The sequence below is a fragment of the Janthinobacterium pasteuri genome (assembly GCF_051380775.1).
Classification (GTDB): Bacteria; Pseudomonadota; Gammaproteobacteria; order Burkholderiales; family Burkholderiaceae_D; genus Janthinobacterium.
This window is the reverse complement of the sequence record NZ_JBNYXS010000019.1, coordinates 70648-86672: the sequence shown is the minus strand read 5'-3', so window position 1 is coordinate 86672 and position 16025 is coordinate 70648. Positions and strand designations below refer to the sequence as shown.

The following is a 16025-nucleotide window of genomic DNA, read 5'->3' as shown; positions in this document are numbered from 1 at the left end:
CTGGGGTGAAATAGGCTACCATGCGTGCTTGACTGAATTCACGCCACACGACCATGACCACCACCAACGACCTCGCCGAACTGTCGCCCTTGGGCAAAAGCTCGGCCTACCGCAGCGATTACGCACCGGAACTGCTGTTCCCGATTCCCCGCCAGGGCAAGCGCGATGAACTGGAACTGCACGGCACACTGCCGTTCTTTGGCCTCGATATCTGGAATGCCTACGAACTGTCGTGGCTGAACCAGCGCGGCAAGCCGCAAGTGGCCATTGCCAAGGTCAGCGCGCCGGCCGATTCTCCGAACATCATCGAATCGAAATCGTTCAAGCTGTACCTGAACTCGTTCAACCAGACCAAACTGGACAGCCCGGATGCGCTGCTGGCCCTGCTCAAGCAGGATTTGTCGAACGGCTTTGGCGCGCCCGTACAAGTGGAACTGACCTTGCAGGAAGATTTCGGCAAGCTCAAAATGGGCGAATTCGATGGCGTGCTGCTCGATCGCCTGGACCTGGAAATCACCCAATACTCGCCTTCGCCGCAACTCTTGAAAGCGGCGCTGGACGCAGCACCGGTGGAAGAAAAACTCATCTCGCACCTGTTGAAATCGAATTGCCTGGTGACGGGCCAGCCGGACTGGGGCAGCGTGCAGATCGCGTACGCAGGACCACAGATCGACCAGGAAAGCCTGCTGCGCTACCTGATTGGTTTTCGCGAACACAATGAATTCCACGAACAATGCGTGGAGCGCATCTTTGTCGATATCTTGCGCCAGTGCAAGCCGCAAAAATTGTCCGTGTATGCGCGCTATACGCGCCGCGGCGGACTCGATATCAATCCGTGGCGCAGCAACTACAGCACGGGCGCGATGCCGGGCAATCTGCGTAATGCGCGCCAGTAACACCGCGCAACACCTTGAAAGCATGCCAACAGGAATGTTGGCGTGTTTTAAAACAACGTTACAGTAGTGCTCCAGAGCATGTCAAAGACGCTGAAAAATCGGAAAATCAGCATTCGGCGGCGGAAAAACCGGCGCGCCGCGTGTTTTTAATCAAGAAATAGCCGATACACCCCCAGTGTTGGTATTTTACCAAAACGATGGCGACATGGGCTGTAGCGCCCACTGCGCCCGCAGCGGGCGTATACTGTTGAGAATTGGCGTTACAGGCCGCAGAAACAGGCCTATAATTCGGCTCGCAAGCCCTCTGCGCATTGCACCATTTCATTGAGTGTCATGACTAATCTTAGCAAAATACTATCCCTCGAAAACGTCCTGCTGGACCTGGAAGTCTCCAGTAAAAAGCGCGCCTTCGAGCAAGCCGGCCTGATCTTCGAAAACAATTACGGCATCGCCCGCTCTACCGTCTCGGACAACCTGTTTGCCCGCGAACGCCTGGGCTCGACAGGCCTGGGCCATGGCGTAGCCGTGCCGCATGGCAGAGTCAAGGGCAGCAAAACCCTGAAATCGCCGCTGGGCGCCTTCGTGCGCCTGGCCGAACCGATTCCGTTCGAGTCACCCGATGGCAAGCCCGTCAATCTGCTGTTTTTCCTGCTGATTCCCGATCATGTCACCCAGCAACATCTGGAAATCCTGTCGGAAATCGCCGAAATGTTTTCCGACGATGCCTTCCGCACGGCGCTGGCCACGGATCCGGAACCGAAATCCGTGCATTCGCGCATCGTCAATTGGCAACCCAGTCTGCAAGCGGCGGGTTAAACTTCAGGTATTCCTCCACTCCTGAAGAAGACTGCCATGTTGCAAACGCCGCTGACGATACAACGCCTGTACGACGATAATCGTGAAAGTCTGCAACTGGGCTGGTTCGCCGGCTTCCCCGGCGGCGAGCGCCTGATCTCGGGCGACGTTTCGTCGGCCGCCGACCAGGTGGGCCACTTGAACCTGATCCATCCGGGCCGCATCCAGGTCTTCGGCCACCAGGAAATCAATTACTACCAGCGCCTGAAGGTCAATACGCGCACCCACGTGATTGGTGAACTGATCGCTGGCGGCCCGCCCGCGCTGATCATCGCGCAGGGGCTGGAAACCCCGCCCGACATCCTCGCCATCTGCGACGAGCAAAACATTCCCCTGTTCTCCACCCCGCTGCCTGCTGCGCAAGTGATCGACTTCCTGCGCGTCTACCTGTCGAAAAAGCTGGCGCAGCGCATCATCATGCATGGCGTGTTCATGGACGTGCTGGGCGTCGGCGTGCTGATCACGGGCGATTCCGGCCTGGGCAAGAGCGAGCTGGGCCTGGAACTGATTTCGCGCAGCCACGGCCTGGTGGCCGACGACGCCGTGGAATTCTCGCGCATCGCGCCGAACATGATCGAAGGCCGCTGCCCGCCCCTGCTGCAAAACCTGCTGGAAGTGCGGGGCCTGGGCTTGCTCGATATCAAGGCCATCTTTGGCGAAACGGCTGTGCGCCGCAAGATGCGCTTGAAACTGATCGTGCACCTGGTGCGCCGCAACGCGCTGGAAGAAGAAGTCGAGCGCCTGCCTTTCCTGTTCCCCACGGAAGACGTGCTCGGCTTGCCCGTGCGCAAGGTCGTCATCCCCGTCGCCGCCGGCCGCAACATCGCCGTGCTGCTGGAAGCGGCCGTGCGCAATACCATCTTGCAACTGCGCGGCATCGATACCTTGCAAGAGTTCATGGAACGGCAACGTTTGGCAATGAGCGGCGATTAGCGTTGCAAGGAGTTCACCCATGCATGGGTGAACCGTTACGCAGGCGGAGAGCAAGGCTCTCCGAAACCCCTGCTCCACCAACGACTCGCCATGAGTGGCGATTAATGTTGCCAAGGAGTTCGCCCTTACAAGGGTGAACCGTTACGCAGGCGGAGAGCAAGGCTCTCCGAAACCCCTGCTACACCAGAGATTGGCAATGAGCGGTGACTAGTCTGCAGTGGAGTTCACCCTTGCAAGGGCGAACCGTTGCGCAGGCACGCAGCTGTGCTGCGTGAATTCCCTGCTACACCCAGAATTTTGCTGAACCAGCACTACAGTCAAAATTGCAATAATTTGTAAAGATAGTTGCCTCGGGAGCGTAGCGCCGCTCTTTATTGTATGATCGTGCTATGCATATCGTCCTTATCACCGGAATATCCGGCTCCGGTAAATCCGTCGCGCTCAATGTGCTGGAAGATACCGGCTATTATTGTGTCGACAACCTGCCACCGGCCTTGCTGCCCAGCCTGGTGCAAACCTTGCTCGACGAAGGGGCACCGCAACTGGCCGTCGCCGTCGATGCGCGCAGTGCCGAGTCCCTGACCAGCCTGCCGCACAATGTGGCGCTGCTGCGCGACCAGGGGCACGACGTCAAAGTCATGTTCTTGACGGCGACCACGCATTCACTGGTGGCGCGTTTCTCCGAAACACGGCGCAGCCATCCTCTGTCGCACGAATTGCGTCCGAATCAGAATCCAGCCAGCCGCCGCACCCTGATCGAATGCATCACGGAAGAGCGCGAACGCCTGTCTGCCATCGAACAGCTGGGCCATGTGATCGACACCTCGGAACTGAGCGCCAACAAATTACGCGCCTGGATCAAGGATATCGTCGCCTCCGAACGCGCACCGCTGACCCTGTTCTTCGAATCGTTCGCCTTCAAGCTGGGCGTGCCGCTGGACGCCGATTTCGTCTTCGACGTGCGGGCCTTGCCCAATCCCTATTACGACCTGGCGCTGCGCCCGCTCGACGGACGCGACGCACCCGTCATCGCCTTCCTCGATGCGCAGCCCAGTGCGCTGGAACTGCTGGCCGACATCCGCGCCTTCATCGAGAAATGGTTGCCATCATTTAAGTCCGACAACCGCAGCTACCTGACGGTGGCGCTGGGCTGCACGGGTGGCCAGCACCGCTCCGTGTACATGGCGGAACGGCTGGCGCAGTATTTCAGCCCGAATGAACGGGTCGTGCTACGCCACCGCGAACGTAGCTAGCTAATCCAGATGGCGCAGCGGATGCGCTTGCGCTGGCCAGACGGGGGCAAAGAAGCGCGCCACCATGGCCGCATCGACCTCGTCCAGGCTGGCAGGCTGCCAGCGCGGAGCATTGTCCTTGTCGACCACCAGCGCGCGCACGCCTTCGAGCACTTCGCCATGCTCGAAGTTGTGGCGCACCACGCTGCGCTCCATGCGCAGGCAATCGGCCACGCCCAGATGGGCGCCCCGCTGCAGCAATTCCAGGGTCACCGACATCATCAGCGGCGAACGCAGGCGCATGGCCGCCAGCGCCTTGCCGGCGAACGCGCTGTCGTCCTGCGCCAGCGAAGCCATGATCGCGGCCACGGAGCCGGCGCCGAAATGGCGATCCAGCGCCGCGCGCGCCGTGGCCAGAGGAGAAGCCCCCGCCTCGGCCTGAAACGGTGCAGCCAGGGTCTTGATGGCCACCGGCAAACCCTCACCAGGCGTCGATTCGAACAGGGCCAGCAGCGCCCCCATCTGCGCCTCAGGCAGGTAGACATCGGCCAGGCCCGTGTACAGGGCATCGGCCGCGTTGATCGTCAAGCCCGTCAAGCCCAGGTACAGGCCCAGCTGGCCGGCCAGGCGGGACAGGAAATAACTGCCGCCCACATCGGGAAACAAACCGATATTGACTTCCGGCATGGCCATGCGCGTGCGGCCCGTGACGAGGCGCAGGCGGTTGCCAGGCCCGGCTTGCGCCACGCCCATGCCGCCGCCCATCACCACGCCATCCATCACGGCAATATACGGTTTTGGATAGAAATGAATCAAATGATTTAAGGCGTATTCTTCCGTAAAGAAATCTTCCAGCAATGCACTGCCGCCTTGTGGCGTGGCCAGGCCCGCATCGTAAAAGAAACGGATGTCACCACCGGCACACAGGGCTTTTTCACTACTGGAGCGGATCACCACGGCGTCCACCTGCGGATCGTCGCGCCAGGCCAGCAGGGCCACGCTCAAGGCGCGCACCATCTCCAGCGACAGGGAATTCAAGGCTTTCGGGCGGTCGAGCACGATGTGGCCCGTGCGGTTGCGGATGGAGGTCTGGACGAAATCGCTCATGGCAGGCAGGAAAGAAGTGAAAGTGCGAACATTCTAGCGCCTGCGCGGGGAAGATTGCGCTCAAAAGATCGGGGCGCAAAAAAGGGCGCAAGATGTGCGCCCTTAGTTGATCACAACTGCTGGAAGCGGGTGGCCTTAGACGGCGACGACGGCATCTTCCTCTGAGTTGTCTGGCAGATGCTTGATCGCCTCTTTACCGTGCCCTTGCACTTTGGTTTTGTACTTCATCACTTGCCTGTCCAGTTTGTCGATCAGGATATCGATGGCGGCATACAGGTCGTGCGCCAGACTTTCCACATAGACAGTTTTTCCACTCAGGCGCAAATTGACTTCGGCCTTTTGACGTTTTTCTTTCTCTTTGAGGTTATCCACGGTCAGAATCACGGCAATATCGATGACTTGATCGAAATGACGTTTCACGCGCTCCAGCTTCGTTTGTACGTATTCACGAATGGCTGGTGTGACTTCGAGATGATGTCCGCTGATGGTGAGATTCATACACACTCCTAAAGATGATCGGGTTCGTGCGGTCTATTGACTCCGGCCCGCAGAGGAACCGAAAAAAACTTACAAACACTTACGCAGGCTCACTGGCGGAATTTTCAACGCTTCCCGGTATTTGGCAACAGTACGTCGCGCAATCACCATGCCTTGTTCCCCCAGCATGTCCGCAATCTTACTGTCGGATAAAGGATTTTTAGGGTCTTCTGCTCCTGTTAGTTGCACGATCAATGCCCGTATCGCCGTCGATGACGCTTCGCCCCCCGCTTCGGTGGCGACGTGGCTACCAAAGAAATATTTCAACTCGAACATGCCATGCGGGGTGAGCATGTACTTTTGAGTTGTTACCCGCGAGATAGTACTCTCGTGTAAACCCAGTGTATCAGCTATTTCACGGAGCACAAGGGGACGCATGGCAACGGCCCCATGCGAGAAAAAGTTCTTTTGTCTTTCTACTATCGCCTGCGCCACGCGCAAGATCGTGTCGAAACGCTGGCGCATATTCTTGATCAGCCATTTGGCTTCCTGCAACTGTGCGCCCATGGCGCCCTCGCCTTTGCCCTGCTTCAACAAGTTGGCGTACATGGCATTGACGCGCAGGCGCGGCATGACATCGTTGTTCAGGGTGACTTGCCAGCCATTGCGCGCGCGCTTGACGAGGACGTCGGGCACCACGTAATCGGACACGTCCGAAGCGAAGACGGCACCCGGATGCGGATTGCACTGGCGAATCACGGTCTGCGCTTCGCGCAAGTCTTCATCGTCGCAATCGAGGGCTTTTTTCAGCTTGTTGAAATCGCGTTGGGCAAACCAGGTCAGGTGCTTTTCCACGATAACGAGGGCCATGCGCCGCGTCACCATGGCGATGTGCGGCAAGCGCTTGATTTGCAGCGCCAGGCATTCGGATGCATTGCGCGCGCCCACGCCGGGCGGATCGAAACTTTGCAGCAGGGACAACGCCGTGCGCATCTCGTCGGCGTCGATTTCCAGCTCTTGCGGCAAACGCGCCAGGATGTCGTCGAGCGACTCTTCCAGGTAGCCATTGTCGTCGAGCGCGTCAATGATCAGCTCGACCAGCGCGCGGTCGCGCAATTCGAGCACCGTCACGCGCATCTGCTCCATCAAGTGTTCGCGCAGGGTGCAGTGGTGGGCTTCAAGTTGCGGACGGGAATCTTCGTCGTCGGGCGCCTTGCCGCGGCTCGCCTCGCTCCAGTCGCTGTCGCCGCCATCGGCTGCGGCAGGGCTGTCGCCAGCCTCGCCATCAAAGGTTTCCGCTTCGGCCGGCGCGGCGGGTGCCTCCTGGCCTGGCGGCTGGGGCGGTGCTTCGGCCGGCGCGGCCGTGGAACTCAAGGCGCCGTCGGACAGCAGGCGCAGCGAACGGTCGAGCGGATCGTCGAGGCGCTCAAGCAAGGGATTGTCTGTCAGCAGCTGCTCCAGCTCCTGGTGCAATTCCAGGGTAGACAATTGCAACAGGCGTATCGATTGCTGCAACTGCGGCGTCAGTGCCAGGTGCTGCGAAGTGCGCAGCTGCAATGATTGTTTCATTGGCTCACATACGGAAGTGTTCGCCCAGATAGACCCGGCGTACCGACTCGTTCGCGATGATGTCGTCGGGGCGTCCCGACGCCAGCACCGAGCCCTGGTTGATGATGTAGGCACGGTCACAGATACCCAGCGTCTCGCGCACATTATGATCGGTGATCAGGACGCCGATATTGCGTTCCTTCAAGAAGCGCACGATACGCTGGATCTCGATCACGGCGATAGGGTCGACACCGGCGAACGGCTCGTCGAGCAGCACGAAACGCGGGTCGGTGGCCAGCGCGCGGGCGATTTCCACGCGGCGCCGCTCGCCACCCGACAGGGACAGCGCCTGGTTCTCGCGCAACTTTTCAATCTGCAGGTCGGCCAGCAATTTATCCAGGCGCTCCTCGATCTCGGCCTTCTTCAGGGGACGGCCTTCGACGGTCTGGATTTCCAGTACGGCGCGGATATTGTCCTCCACCGTCAGCTTGCGAAACACGGACGCTTCCTGCGGCAGATACGACAGGCCCATCTGCGCGCGGCGGTGGATGGGCAGGCGGGAAATATCCACGCCGCTGATATCGATGGTGCCGCCGTCCGACGGCACCAGGCCGACGATCATGTAAAACGAGGTGGTCTTGCCGGCGCCGTTCGGGCCCAGCAAACCCACCACTTCGCCGCATTCGACTTGCAGCGAGACATCATGCACGACTTGCCGCTTGCCATAGGTTTTTTGCAGTCCGCGAACGATCAGGGTGCTGCCGCAACGAGTATTGTCCATTATTTATTTCCTGACGCGGGCGTGGCCGGCGCCTTCTCCGCCGCCGGTGCCTTGGGCTTCGGCTGGATCACCATGCGCACGCTGCCGCCATCCGGGGTGCTGGTGCCGCTGTTGGAATTTTCCATCGCAAATTCTTCCTTGCGGCTGTCATACGAGATGAAGGCGCCATTGGCCACGTCGGTCGCTTTCGAGCCTTCCAGGCGCGTCAGCTTGGCCTTGGAAAACAGTTTCACCACTTCCGTCTTGTTGTTGTATTCCACGCGCTCCGCCTCGCCCTCCACCCACAGGTCGCCCGCGCCATCGCGCTTCTGGCGGAAGGTGGCCAGCTTGCCGGGATCGGCCCAGAAGGTAATGAACTGGTAGCCTTGCGGATCTTCCGTGATCAGGGCCCGGCCCGCCTTCATGGTCAAGGTACCCTTGACCAGCACGACGTCGCCCGTCAGCGTACGCACCTGTTTGACGTCATCGACGTGGCCGCTACGTGCCGTGATGACGGCTTCCTTCTCGGAATCGGCCTTCTCGGCATGCGCCACGCCCATCATGGTCAGAGAAAATACGGTCAACAGCAAGATGTTCTTCATAGTATGGTTTCCTTGTTTCATTCTGTCATTTTGCCGCCGCGGCCGGGCGCGGTTTCGGCGGGAGGACCATGCGCAGCGCATTCTGCACTTCCACCACGCCGGTGGCGTTATTGGCCTTCATGCCTATGCCATTCATGCGCGAGGCGCCCGTCAGGATATCGACAGGCACGTCCGTTTCCATTCTTTCCTCATCCGGGAACACCGTCAGCGCTTCCGTCTTGACTGTCAGGTTCTGCGCCTTCGGACTGGCCACGCGGTCAATCACGACTTTGCGGTGCAGTTGCAGCCGGGTATTGTCCTGGTCGATATGCGCCAGTTCCGCATTCATGTTCATCGGCGGCATGCCTGGCGTGAGCTTGCGCACGAACGGCTGGTCGATATCGGATGAATCGTCCAGCGGATAATGCGTGAGCTTGATGCCCGACACGATATAGCTGGGTTTGCCCGTCAAGTCCATGCGCACCAGGCTGAAATTGGTGATGAAATAGTCTGGCTCATCCTGATGCTTGCTGGCCGTGATGTCCTGGGCATTCTTGTTCATCACTTCCAGCAGCCAAAAACTGCCCAGCGCAAAGACGACGGCCCCCAGCACGGTAAAAATCATGCGCCAGCGATGGGCGCCTCCTGGCTTACGCATAGGATTTCACTCTTTCAAATGTCTCTGGCGGCGAGGCGGTACGCATCATTCCAGGAACGGCGCCATGACGCGCGCATAGTTGTCCTGGGCGCGCAGCACGAATTCACAGATCTCGCGCACCGCGCCGCGGCCGCCGCCAGCCTGCGTCACATGGTGCGCCAGGCCCTGCACTTCCGGACGCCCGCCTGGCACGCTGACGGCAAAGCCCACGCGGCGCAGGATGGGCGCATCGATGACATCATCGCCGATATAGCCGCATTGCTCTTCCGTCAAGCCCGTCAGCGCCAGCAATTCGCGAAATGGCGTCAGCTTGTCGTGACCGCCCTGGTGCACATGGGTAATGCCCAGGTCTTGCGCGCGGCGCGCCGTGATGGCCGAGCGGCGCGCACTGATGATGGCCGTCTGCACGCCCGATTCCTGCAGCAGCTTGATGCCCAGGCCATCATACACATTAAACGTTTTCATCATCTCGCCATCGGGGCCGAAATGCAGGCTGCCGTCGGTGAGCACGCCATCGACGTCAAAAATCATCAGTTTGACCTTGGCCGCCCGCGCCAGGTTGTCCGCAACACTGTCCATCAGATCACCTTCGCTTGCGTCAGATCATGGATATGCAGGGCGCCCACCAGCTTGCCGTCGGCATCGACGACCAGCATCTGGTTGATGCGGAACTGCTCCATCACGGCCACGGCGTCCACGGCCAGGCGCTCTGGCGCAATGCTGCGCGGCTGCGCATGCATGACGTCGCGGATCGCCACTTGCGTGAAATCCTGCACGCGCTCAAACATGCGGCGCAAGTCGCCATCGGTAAACACGCCCACGGGGCGGTCATCCGCATCGACGACGGCCGTCATGCCCATGCCTTTCTTCGTCATTTCTTCCAGCGCCTGCAGCAAGGAAGCGTCCACGGCGACCTTGGGCACCCGTTCGCCGCTGCGCATGACGTCATGCACGTGCGTGAGCAGGCGGCGACCCAGGGCGCCGCCCGGGTGTGAGCGGGCGAAATCTTCTTCCTTGAAGCCGCGCAAGTCCAGCAAGGCCACGGCGATCGCATCGCCCAGGGCCAGCGTCACGGTGGTGCTGGCCGTGGGCGCCAGGTTCAGCGGACAGGCTTCTTTCTCAACAGAAATATCCAGGTGCACGTCGGCCAGCTGGGCCAGGCTGGAGTTCGGTTTACCCGTCATGGAAATGAGCACGCCACCCATGCGCTTGACGACGGGCATGATGGCCATCAATTCCGACGATTCGCCGGAGTACGATATGGCAATAAAAGCATCGTCCGAGGTGACCATGCCCAGGTCGCCATGGGCCGCTTCGGCCGGATGCACGAACAGGGCCGGCGTGCCGGTGGAAGCGAGGGTCGCGGCAATCTTGCGCGCGATATGGCCGGACTTGCCGATGCCGGAGACGACGACACGCCCCTTACATTGCAGCAACATCGCCACGGCGCGGCCCACGCTGTCGTCCGTGGCCAGGCGCGCGTGCAGCGCAGCGATGGCGTCGGACTCGATCTGCAAGGTGGTGCGGGCCAGCGCGACAGCGCGCTCGGTCGTCGCTTGCATGTCAATTCGATCAAAAGCTTTCAGCATTGTTTTTTCATGGGTTACACTCATGCCCAAAGTATAAACGAATTAGGAAAGCAAAAAACTTGCCAGTCACAACAAACAACGATTTCCATTGACCGCACCGGGCAACCCATGTTTTCCTCGCTTGAACTGACCCTGATGTTACTCGGCAGCGCCGTGCTGGGCGTTGTCGCTTTCAGAATGTTGCATTTGCCGCCCATGCTGGGCTATCTGGCCGTCGGCATCGTCATCGGTCCCCACGCGCTGGGCCTGGCAGCGGAAAACGAGGCCAGCCACACCCTGGCCGAGTTCGGCGTCGTCTTCCTGATGTTTTCCATCGGGCTCGAATTTTCTCTGCCCAAGTTCCTCGCCATGCGGCGCATCGTCTTCGGCTTAGGGATGGCGCAGGTGGTCACCACCATCGTCGCCACAGTCGTCTTCGGCTGGTTCGTCGGGCGCTACCTGTCCGCCTACATCCACCTGAGCTGGCAAGCCGCGTTCGCCCTGGGCGGCGCGCTAGCCATGTCATCGACGGCCATCGTGTCCAAAATGCTCACGGAACGGCTGGAACTGGAAAGCGAACACGGCCGCAAGATCATCGGCATCCTGCTATTCCAGGACTTGGCCGTGGTGCCCCTGCTGATCCTGATTCCCGCCCTCACGCGCGATTCGGACAACCTGGCCGAAACCCTGGCCTGGGCAGGCGGCAAGGCCCTGATCGTACTCATTTTGCTCTTGTTCATCGGCCAGAAGCTGGTGCGTGGCTGGCTGACCATCGTCGCCAAGCGCCGCTCGCAAGAATTGTTCATGCTCAACCTGCTGCTGATCACGCTGGGCGCGGCCTGGATCACGGAACGGGCCGGGCTGTCGCTGGCCTTGGGGGCTTTTGTTGCCGGCATGCTCATTTCCGAGACGGAATTCAAGCACCAGGTGGAAGAGGATATCAAGCCCTTCCGCGACGTGCTGCTGGGCCTGTTCTTCATCACCGTCGGCATGCTGCTCAATATCCGCGTGGTACTCGACAACTGGTGGCTGGTCTTGCTGCTGCTGTGCGGCCCCGTGCTGCTGAAATTTGCCCTGATCGCGGGACTGGCCCGGCTGTTCGGTTCCAGCAACGGCGTGGCCCTGCGTACGGGGCTGGGACTGGCGCAGGCGGGCGAGTTCGGCTTCGTGCTGCTGAACCTGGCTGGCGGCATCAAGTTGATGGACCCGTTCGTCGTGCAGGTGGTGCTGGCCTCGATGGTGCTGTCGATGCTGGTGGCGCCCTTCCTCATCGCCAAGTCCGACGCCATCGTCATGAAACTGGCCGCCAACGACTGGATGATGCAATCGCTGGCCCTGACGAAGATCGCCACGCGCATCATGGCATCGCAGAAGCACGTACTGATCGCCGGCTTCGGGCGCAGCGGACAAAGCCTGGCCACCCTGCTGGAAGAGGAAAAGATCGAATATCACGCGCTGGACCTGGACCCGGAACGGGTGCAGGAAGCGCAGCTGGCCGGCGCCCACGTCTCGTATGGCGACGCGGGCCGGCGCGAAAGCCTGGTGGCTGCCGGCATCTACCGGGCCAGCACCGTCGTGATTACCTACGCCAACACGCCCTCGGCACTGAAGTTATTGCATTTACTCAAAGAAATGGCGCCGACCTTGCCCGTTATCGTGCGCAGCCATGACGACACCGACCTCGACCAGCTGAAAAGCGCGGGCGCGGCCGAAGTGGTGCCGGAATTGATGGAAGGCAGCCTGATGCTCGCTTCGCACGCGCTGATCATGATGGGCGTCCCCCTGCGCCGCGTGGTGCACCGGGTGCAGGCGGCGCGCGAGGAGCGCTACGCCTCTTTGCGCGGCTATTTCCACGGTTCCAGCGACGCGGGCGACGATGCCGAACTGGAACGCCTGCATACGGTCACCGTCAACGAGGGCGCGCAGTGCGTGGGCTTGCCTTTGAGCACGATCAACATAGCCGGCTGCGGTGCGTTTGTGACGGCCATCCGCCGCGGCCGCAGCCGCCTCGATGTCACGCCCGAGACGCAGCTGGCCAGCGGTGACGTGGTGGTGTTGCGCGGCACAGCCGACGCCGTGGCCAAAGCTGAAACCTTGCTATTGAAATAATTATTCGACCTGCGCCTGCCAGCTGATGACCTTGTTGCGTCCACCCGCCTTGGCCTGGTACAGGGCCTGGTCGGCGTGCGCCACCAGTTGCTGCGCCACCGTTTCGATGGGTAGCAGCGCCGCGTCCGCCTCAAGGCTGGCCACGCCGATCGATACGCTGACCCACGCTTGCGCGCTGCCCGGCAAGTCAAACATGGTGCCGGCGATGCTGGCGCGGATGCGTTCGGCAACGAAGGTCGCGCTGTCGAGGTCGGCGTCGATCAGCAGGACGACAAATTCCTCGCCGCCGAAGCGTCCCAGCGCATCGGAGCGGCGCAATTCCGTGCGGATGCGCGTGGCCACTTCGCGCAGCACTTCATCGCCGCCCTGGTGGCCATAGGTGTCATTGACCAGCTTGAAATGGTCGATGTCGATATACATGCATGAAATACAATAATTCTGGCGCCGTGCGCGGGCGATTTCCTCCAGCAGCCGGCGGTCGATATAGCGGCGGTTATAGACGCCCGTCAGGGAATCGGTCAAGCCGATGTACTTGAGCATTTCATTGCTGATCACGTTTTCCAGACAAATAGCGATGATGGAAGCCATGTGCTTGATGAAATCCGTGCCCAGCGAGGGCGTAAAGCGCGTCACGTCGCCGCTGGCCAGGTTCAGGCTGCCGATCAGGCGCTTGTTGCGCAGCAAGGGCACCAGCGCCACGCTGCGCAGGGGAGCATCGATCTGCGGAAAGCGCGGGCCATGCACGGGTGCATCGAACTGACCCAGCAGCGGCAACGGCGGCAAGGCCGCTTCCCCCTCGGCCACGGACGCCGGCGGAGCAAAACCCAGCTCCGCCACGGCATGCACGAACAGCAACTGCGGAAAGGCGCTGAAATCGACGCCCAGTTTTTCCATCACCAGCACAATATCGTCATCCTCGTCGAGCAGGCTCAGAGTGACGCCGTCGAGGTCGGAAATCACGGGCAAGGTACGAAAAATGGTGCCGATCAATTCGGGAAAGGTGGACGCGCCGACGATTTCCAGGTCAAACGCCTGGTGGCGGCACATGATGTCGTGGTTGCGCTCGACCTGTTCCAGCAGGAAAGCCATGCGCGCGCGCAAGGCCTGGTTTTCGGCTTCGAGGCTGGCAATGCGCGGGTCCGGCGGTATTGCTTGATTCATAGAAACCTTAAACCCTTATGTACGGGCGCCATGCTTAAAATACCAGTTCGAAACCGATGTCCTGCCCTACCACGATACGCTCGTCGCCGCCGTCGGTGACGATGGCGCTCATGCCGAAGCAGATGGCGCCATCGAGCTCGGGCTTGGCACGATAGCCATGCATGACGTCGAGCGGGTCCGGGCCGGGCACGCCCGTAGCCTGGTCCACCGACGGAATCGGGCAGCGCGAGCATGGCTTGACAGGTTTTAATATGGTGGCGCCGAATTGCAGGAACTCGGCGTAGTCTTCCTCAAAGGCTGCAATATCGCCGATGACCAGGTTGGGACGGAAACGATTCATCGGCAGCGCCTCGCGGCCGGCGGCGCGCAACTTGTCATTGACGTCAGCGAGCGAGGCACTGCCGGCGATCAGCACCGGGTAGCCATCGGCAAACATGGTCGAGGCGGCAATTCCATTCGTCCATTCCGTGCTGGTGGCGCGCACCACGTCCGGGTGAAAGCGCACCAGGCGGCACGGCACGCCGATGGCGTTGGAAAACCAGGTGGCCGTGACCTCGTCGCAATCGTAGGCGCGCACGGTATCGTCCCACACCTGCACCTCCAGCATGGGCGCGCGTTGCGGATGCGGCAAGCCCAGCTCGATTTCCAGGCGCAGCATGCCCGGCGCGCGCAACTCCAGCGTGGTGGCCTTGATGGACGGCACGATCAGTGCCATGCGCGGATGTTCGCGCTGGGTCAGGAAGCGGCCTTGCACGTCCACCACCATCCATTCGCGGTCAAACACGTGCTCGCTCATCAGCCCGGAATGCGTGAGCACAGCCTCCTGCAAGTGGATGCCGGCGCACGATTTGATCGGATACAGGATGATGTCGGACAGGATAGCCATGGACAAGGGACAAGGAACAGTGTTGCTGCTTCTGCCAGGAAGTTATTCAGAGGCGAAGTATGGCAGCAAAGCGGGCAAGCGTAAATCAGCCAGGCTCAACCAATGAGGCTGGCCTGGCGCGACAAGGATCAATACGTGTAGAAAATACGCTGGATTTCTTGCGTACTGTTGGTCTTGGTCAAGGCCAGCATCAGCAGGATGCGGGCTTTTTGCGGGTTCAGGGTGTCGGACACGACACTATCGAGTTCATCGTCGTTGGCTTCGCCATTGCGCGCCACGATGCCCTGGCCGACGCGGCTGGAACGCACGATCAGCACGCCCTTCTGGCGCGCTTCCACCAGGGCCGGCTTCATTTGTGCGGCCACGCTGCCATCGCCCACGCCCGCGTGGATGATGCCCTTGGCACCGGCGGCAATGAAAGCGTCCATGCCGACCCGGTTCATATTGGCGTAACCATACACGATGTCTACTTGCGGCAGAGCATCGAGCTTGCTGATATCAAATTCCGATTCCAGCGTGTGCTTGCGCGTCGACTGGCGGTAAAAGAAGGCCTTGCTGCCCTGGATGTAGCCGAGCATGCCCAGTTCCGGCGACTTGAAGGTGTCGGTCGTCGAAGTGTTCGTTTTGGTGACTTCGCGCGCGGCGTTGATCTGGTCATTCAATGCCACCAGCACGCCCTTGCCCACGGCTTCCTTGCTGCCGGCCAGCATCACGGCGTTGTACAGGTTGATGGGGCCGTCAGCCGAGATGGCGGTCGACGGACGCATGGCGCCCACCACCACCACCGGTTTATGGCTTTTCACGGTCAGATTCAGGAAATACGCCGTTTCCTCGATGGTGTCGGTGCCGTGCGTGACGACCACGCCATCGACATCGTTCGAGGCCAGCAGCACGTTGATGCGCTTGGCCAGGGCCAGCCAGTGGCTATTGCCCATGCTCTCACTGGCGATCTGGAACACTTGCTCGCCTTTCACATTCGCCACTTTCTTCAGTTCCGGCACGGCCGCGATCAGGCGCTCGACACCCACGGTGGCCGAGGTGTAGCCCACGGTAGTGGTGCTGTCAGCGCCGCTGCCGGCGATGGTGCCGCCCGTGGCCAGGATCACCACATTCGGCAATTTGACGGCCGCTTGCTGCGCGCGCGCCGGTGAAGCGGCGATAAAGCCCATCAGCAAGGTAGCCAGCATCAGCTGTGCATAAGAATGGAATTTGTATGAAAACATGATGCTCCCGTGAGGTGTACTGTCAAAAATA

General features: G+C 60.6%; 16 protein-coding genes. 5 read left to right on the top strand and 11 right to left on the bottom strand.

All coding sequences use genetic code 11. From position 1 onward, the window contains the following. The first annotated feature begins 53 nt into the window (after nt 1–53). From queF to rapZ, 4 genes are all read left to right on the top strand, one after another. On the top strand, nt 54–896 hold the full coding sequence (gene queF / locus ACQ4WN_RS18785) for an NADPH-dependent 7-cyano-7-deazaguanine reductase QueF (protein WP_436552888.1): 843 nt from the start codon (nt 54–56) through the stop codon (nt 894–896). 333 nt (nt 897–1229) lie between these two features. Beyond that, complete coding sequence (locus tag ACQ4WN_RS18780; RefSeq protein ID WP_034753339.1) at nt 1230–1712, top strand: PTS sugar transporter subunit IIA; 483 nt, start codon at nt 1230–1232, stop codon at nt 1710–1712. Nucleotides 1713–1748: 36 nt separating this feature from the next. Beyond that, the gene (gene hprK / locus ACQ4WN_RS18775) at nt 1749–2684 is read left to right on the top strand and encodes an HPr(Ser) kinase/phosphatase (RefSeq protein WP_034753337.1); all 936 of its coding nucleotides are present in this window, start codon (nt 1749–1751) and stop codon (nt 2682–2684) included. Nucleotides 2685–3073: 389 nt separating this feature from the next. Continuing rightward, a complete protein-coding gene (rapZ, locus tag ACQ4WN_RS18770) occupies nt 3074–3937 on the top strand; it encodes an RNase adapter RapZ (protein WP_436552887.1) in 864 nt (287 codons plus the stop codon). On the opposite strand, the gene ACQ4WN_RS18765 is transcribed toward rapZ, so the two are convergent. The 8 genes from ACQ4WN_RS18765 to ACQ4WN_RS18730 form a co-directional block, all read right to left on the bottom strand. Next, a complete protein-coding gene (locus ACQ4WN_RS18765) occupies nt 3938–5023 on the bottom strand; it encodes an enoyl-CoA hydratase/isomerase family protein (protein ID WP_436552886.1) in 1086 nt (361 codons plus the stop codon). 135 nt (nt 5024–5158) lie between these two features. Continuing rightward, nucleotides 5159–5521, bottom strand: coding sequence for a ribosome hibernation-promoting factor, HPF/YfiA family (hpf, locus tag ACQ4WN_RS18760; RefSeq protein WP_141171519.1), 363 nt, complete (start codon nt 5519–5521; stop codon nt 5159–5161). 69 nt (nt 5522–5590) lie between these two features. After that, entirely contained in the window at nt 5591–7069 is a 1479-nt protein-coding gene (locus tag ACQ4WN_RS18755; RefSeq protein ID WP_436552885.1) for an RNA polymerase factor sigma-54, read from the bottom strand. Between the two features lie 4 nt (nt 7070–7073). Then, on the bottom strand, nt 7074–7829 hold the full coding sequence (gene lptB, locus ACQ4WN_RS18750) for an LPS export ABC transporter ATP-binding protein (protein ID WP_071079722.1): 756 nt from the start codon (nt 7827–7829) through the stop codon (nt 7074–7076). Beyond that, entirely contained in the window at nt 7829–8410 is a 582-nt protein-coding gene (gene lptA, locus ACQ4WN_RS18745; protein ID WP_436552884.1) for a lipopolysaccharide transport periplasmic protein LptA, read from the bottom strand. The genes lptB and lptA overlap by 1 nt, the downstream gene beginning before the upstream one ends. 25 nt (nt 8411–8435) lie before the next feature. Continuing rightward, nucleotides 8436–9047 (bottom strand): LPS export ABC transporter periplasmic protein LptC, encoded by a 612-nt coding sequence (gene lptC, locus ACQ4WN_RS18740; RefSeq protein WP_436552883.1) that lies wholly within the window; start codon nt 9045–9047, stop codon nt 8436–8438. A gap of 45 nt (nt 9048–9092) precedes the next feature. Beyond that, nucleotides 9093–9626, bottom strand: coding sequence for a KdsC family phosphatase (locus ACQ4WN_RS18735; protein ID WP_436552882.1), 534 nt, complete (start codon nt 9624–9626; stop codon nt 9093–9095). Then, the gene (locus tag ACQ4WN_RS18730) at nt 9626–10660 is read right to left on the bottom strand and encodes a KpsF/GutQ family sugar-phosphate isomerase (RefSeq protein ID WP_436552881.1); all 1035 of its coding nucleotides are present in this window, start codon (nt 10658–10660) and stop codon (nt 9626–9628) included. Before ACQ4WN_RS18730 ends, ACQ4WN_RS18735 begins: the two co-directional genes overlap by 1 nt. A gap of 84 nt (nt 10661–10744) precedes the next feature. Between ACQ4WN_RS18730 and ACQ4WN_RS18725 the strand changes: the two genes are divergently transcribed. After that, nucleotides 10745–12724 (top strand): monovalent cation:proton antiporter family protein, encoded by a 1980-nt coding sequence (locus tag ACQ4WN_RS18725; protein WP_436552880.1) that lies wholly within the window; start codon nt 10745–10747, stop codon nt 12722–12724. On the opposite strand, the gene ACQ4WN_RS18720 is transcribed toward ACQ4WN_RS18725, so the two are convergent. The 3 genes from ACQ4WN_RS18720 to ACQ4WN_RS18710 all read right to left on the bottom strand — a co-directional run bounded on the left by ACQ4WN_RS18720 (nt 12725) and on the right by ACQ4WN_RS18710 (nt 15994). Beyond that, complete coding sequence (locus tag ACQ4WN_RS18720; protein WP_436552879.1) at nt 12725–13885, bottom strand: GGDEF domain-containing protein; 1161 nt, start codon at nt 13883–13885, stop codon at nt 12725–12727. 34 nt (nt 13886–13919) lie between these two features. Further along, entirely contained in the window at nt 13920–14771 is an 852-nt protein-coding gene (locus ACQ4WN_RS18715; protein ID WP_436552878.1) for an MOSC domain-containing protein, read from the bottom strand. A 128-nt stretch (nt 14772–14899) separates the two neighbouring features. Continuing rightward, nucleotides 14900–15994, bottom strand: a complete 1095-nt coding sequence (locus tag ACQ4WN_RS18710) for a type II asparaginase (RefSeq protein WP_436552877.1) — start codon at nt 15992–15994, stop codon at nt 14900–14902. Nucleotides 15995–16025 lie beyond the last annotated feature (31 nt).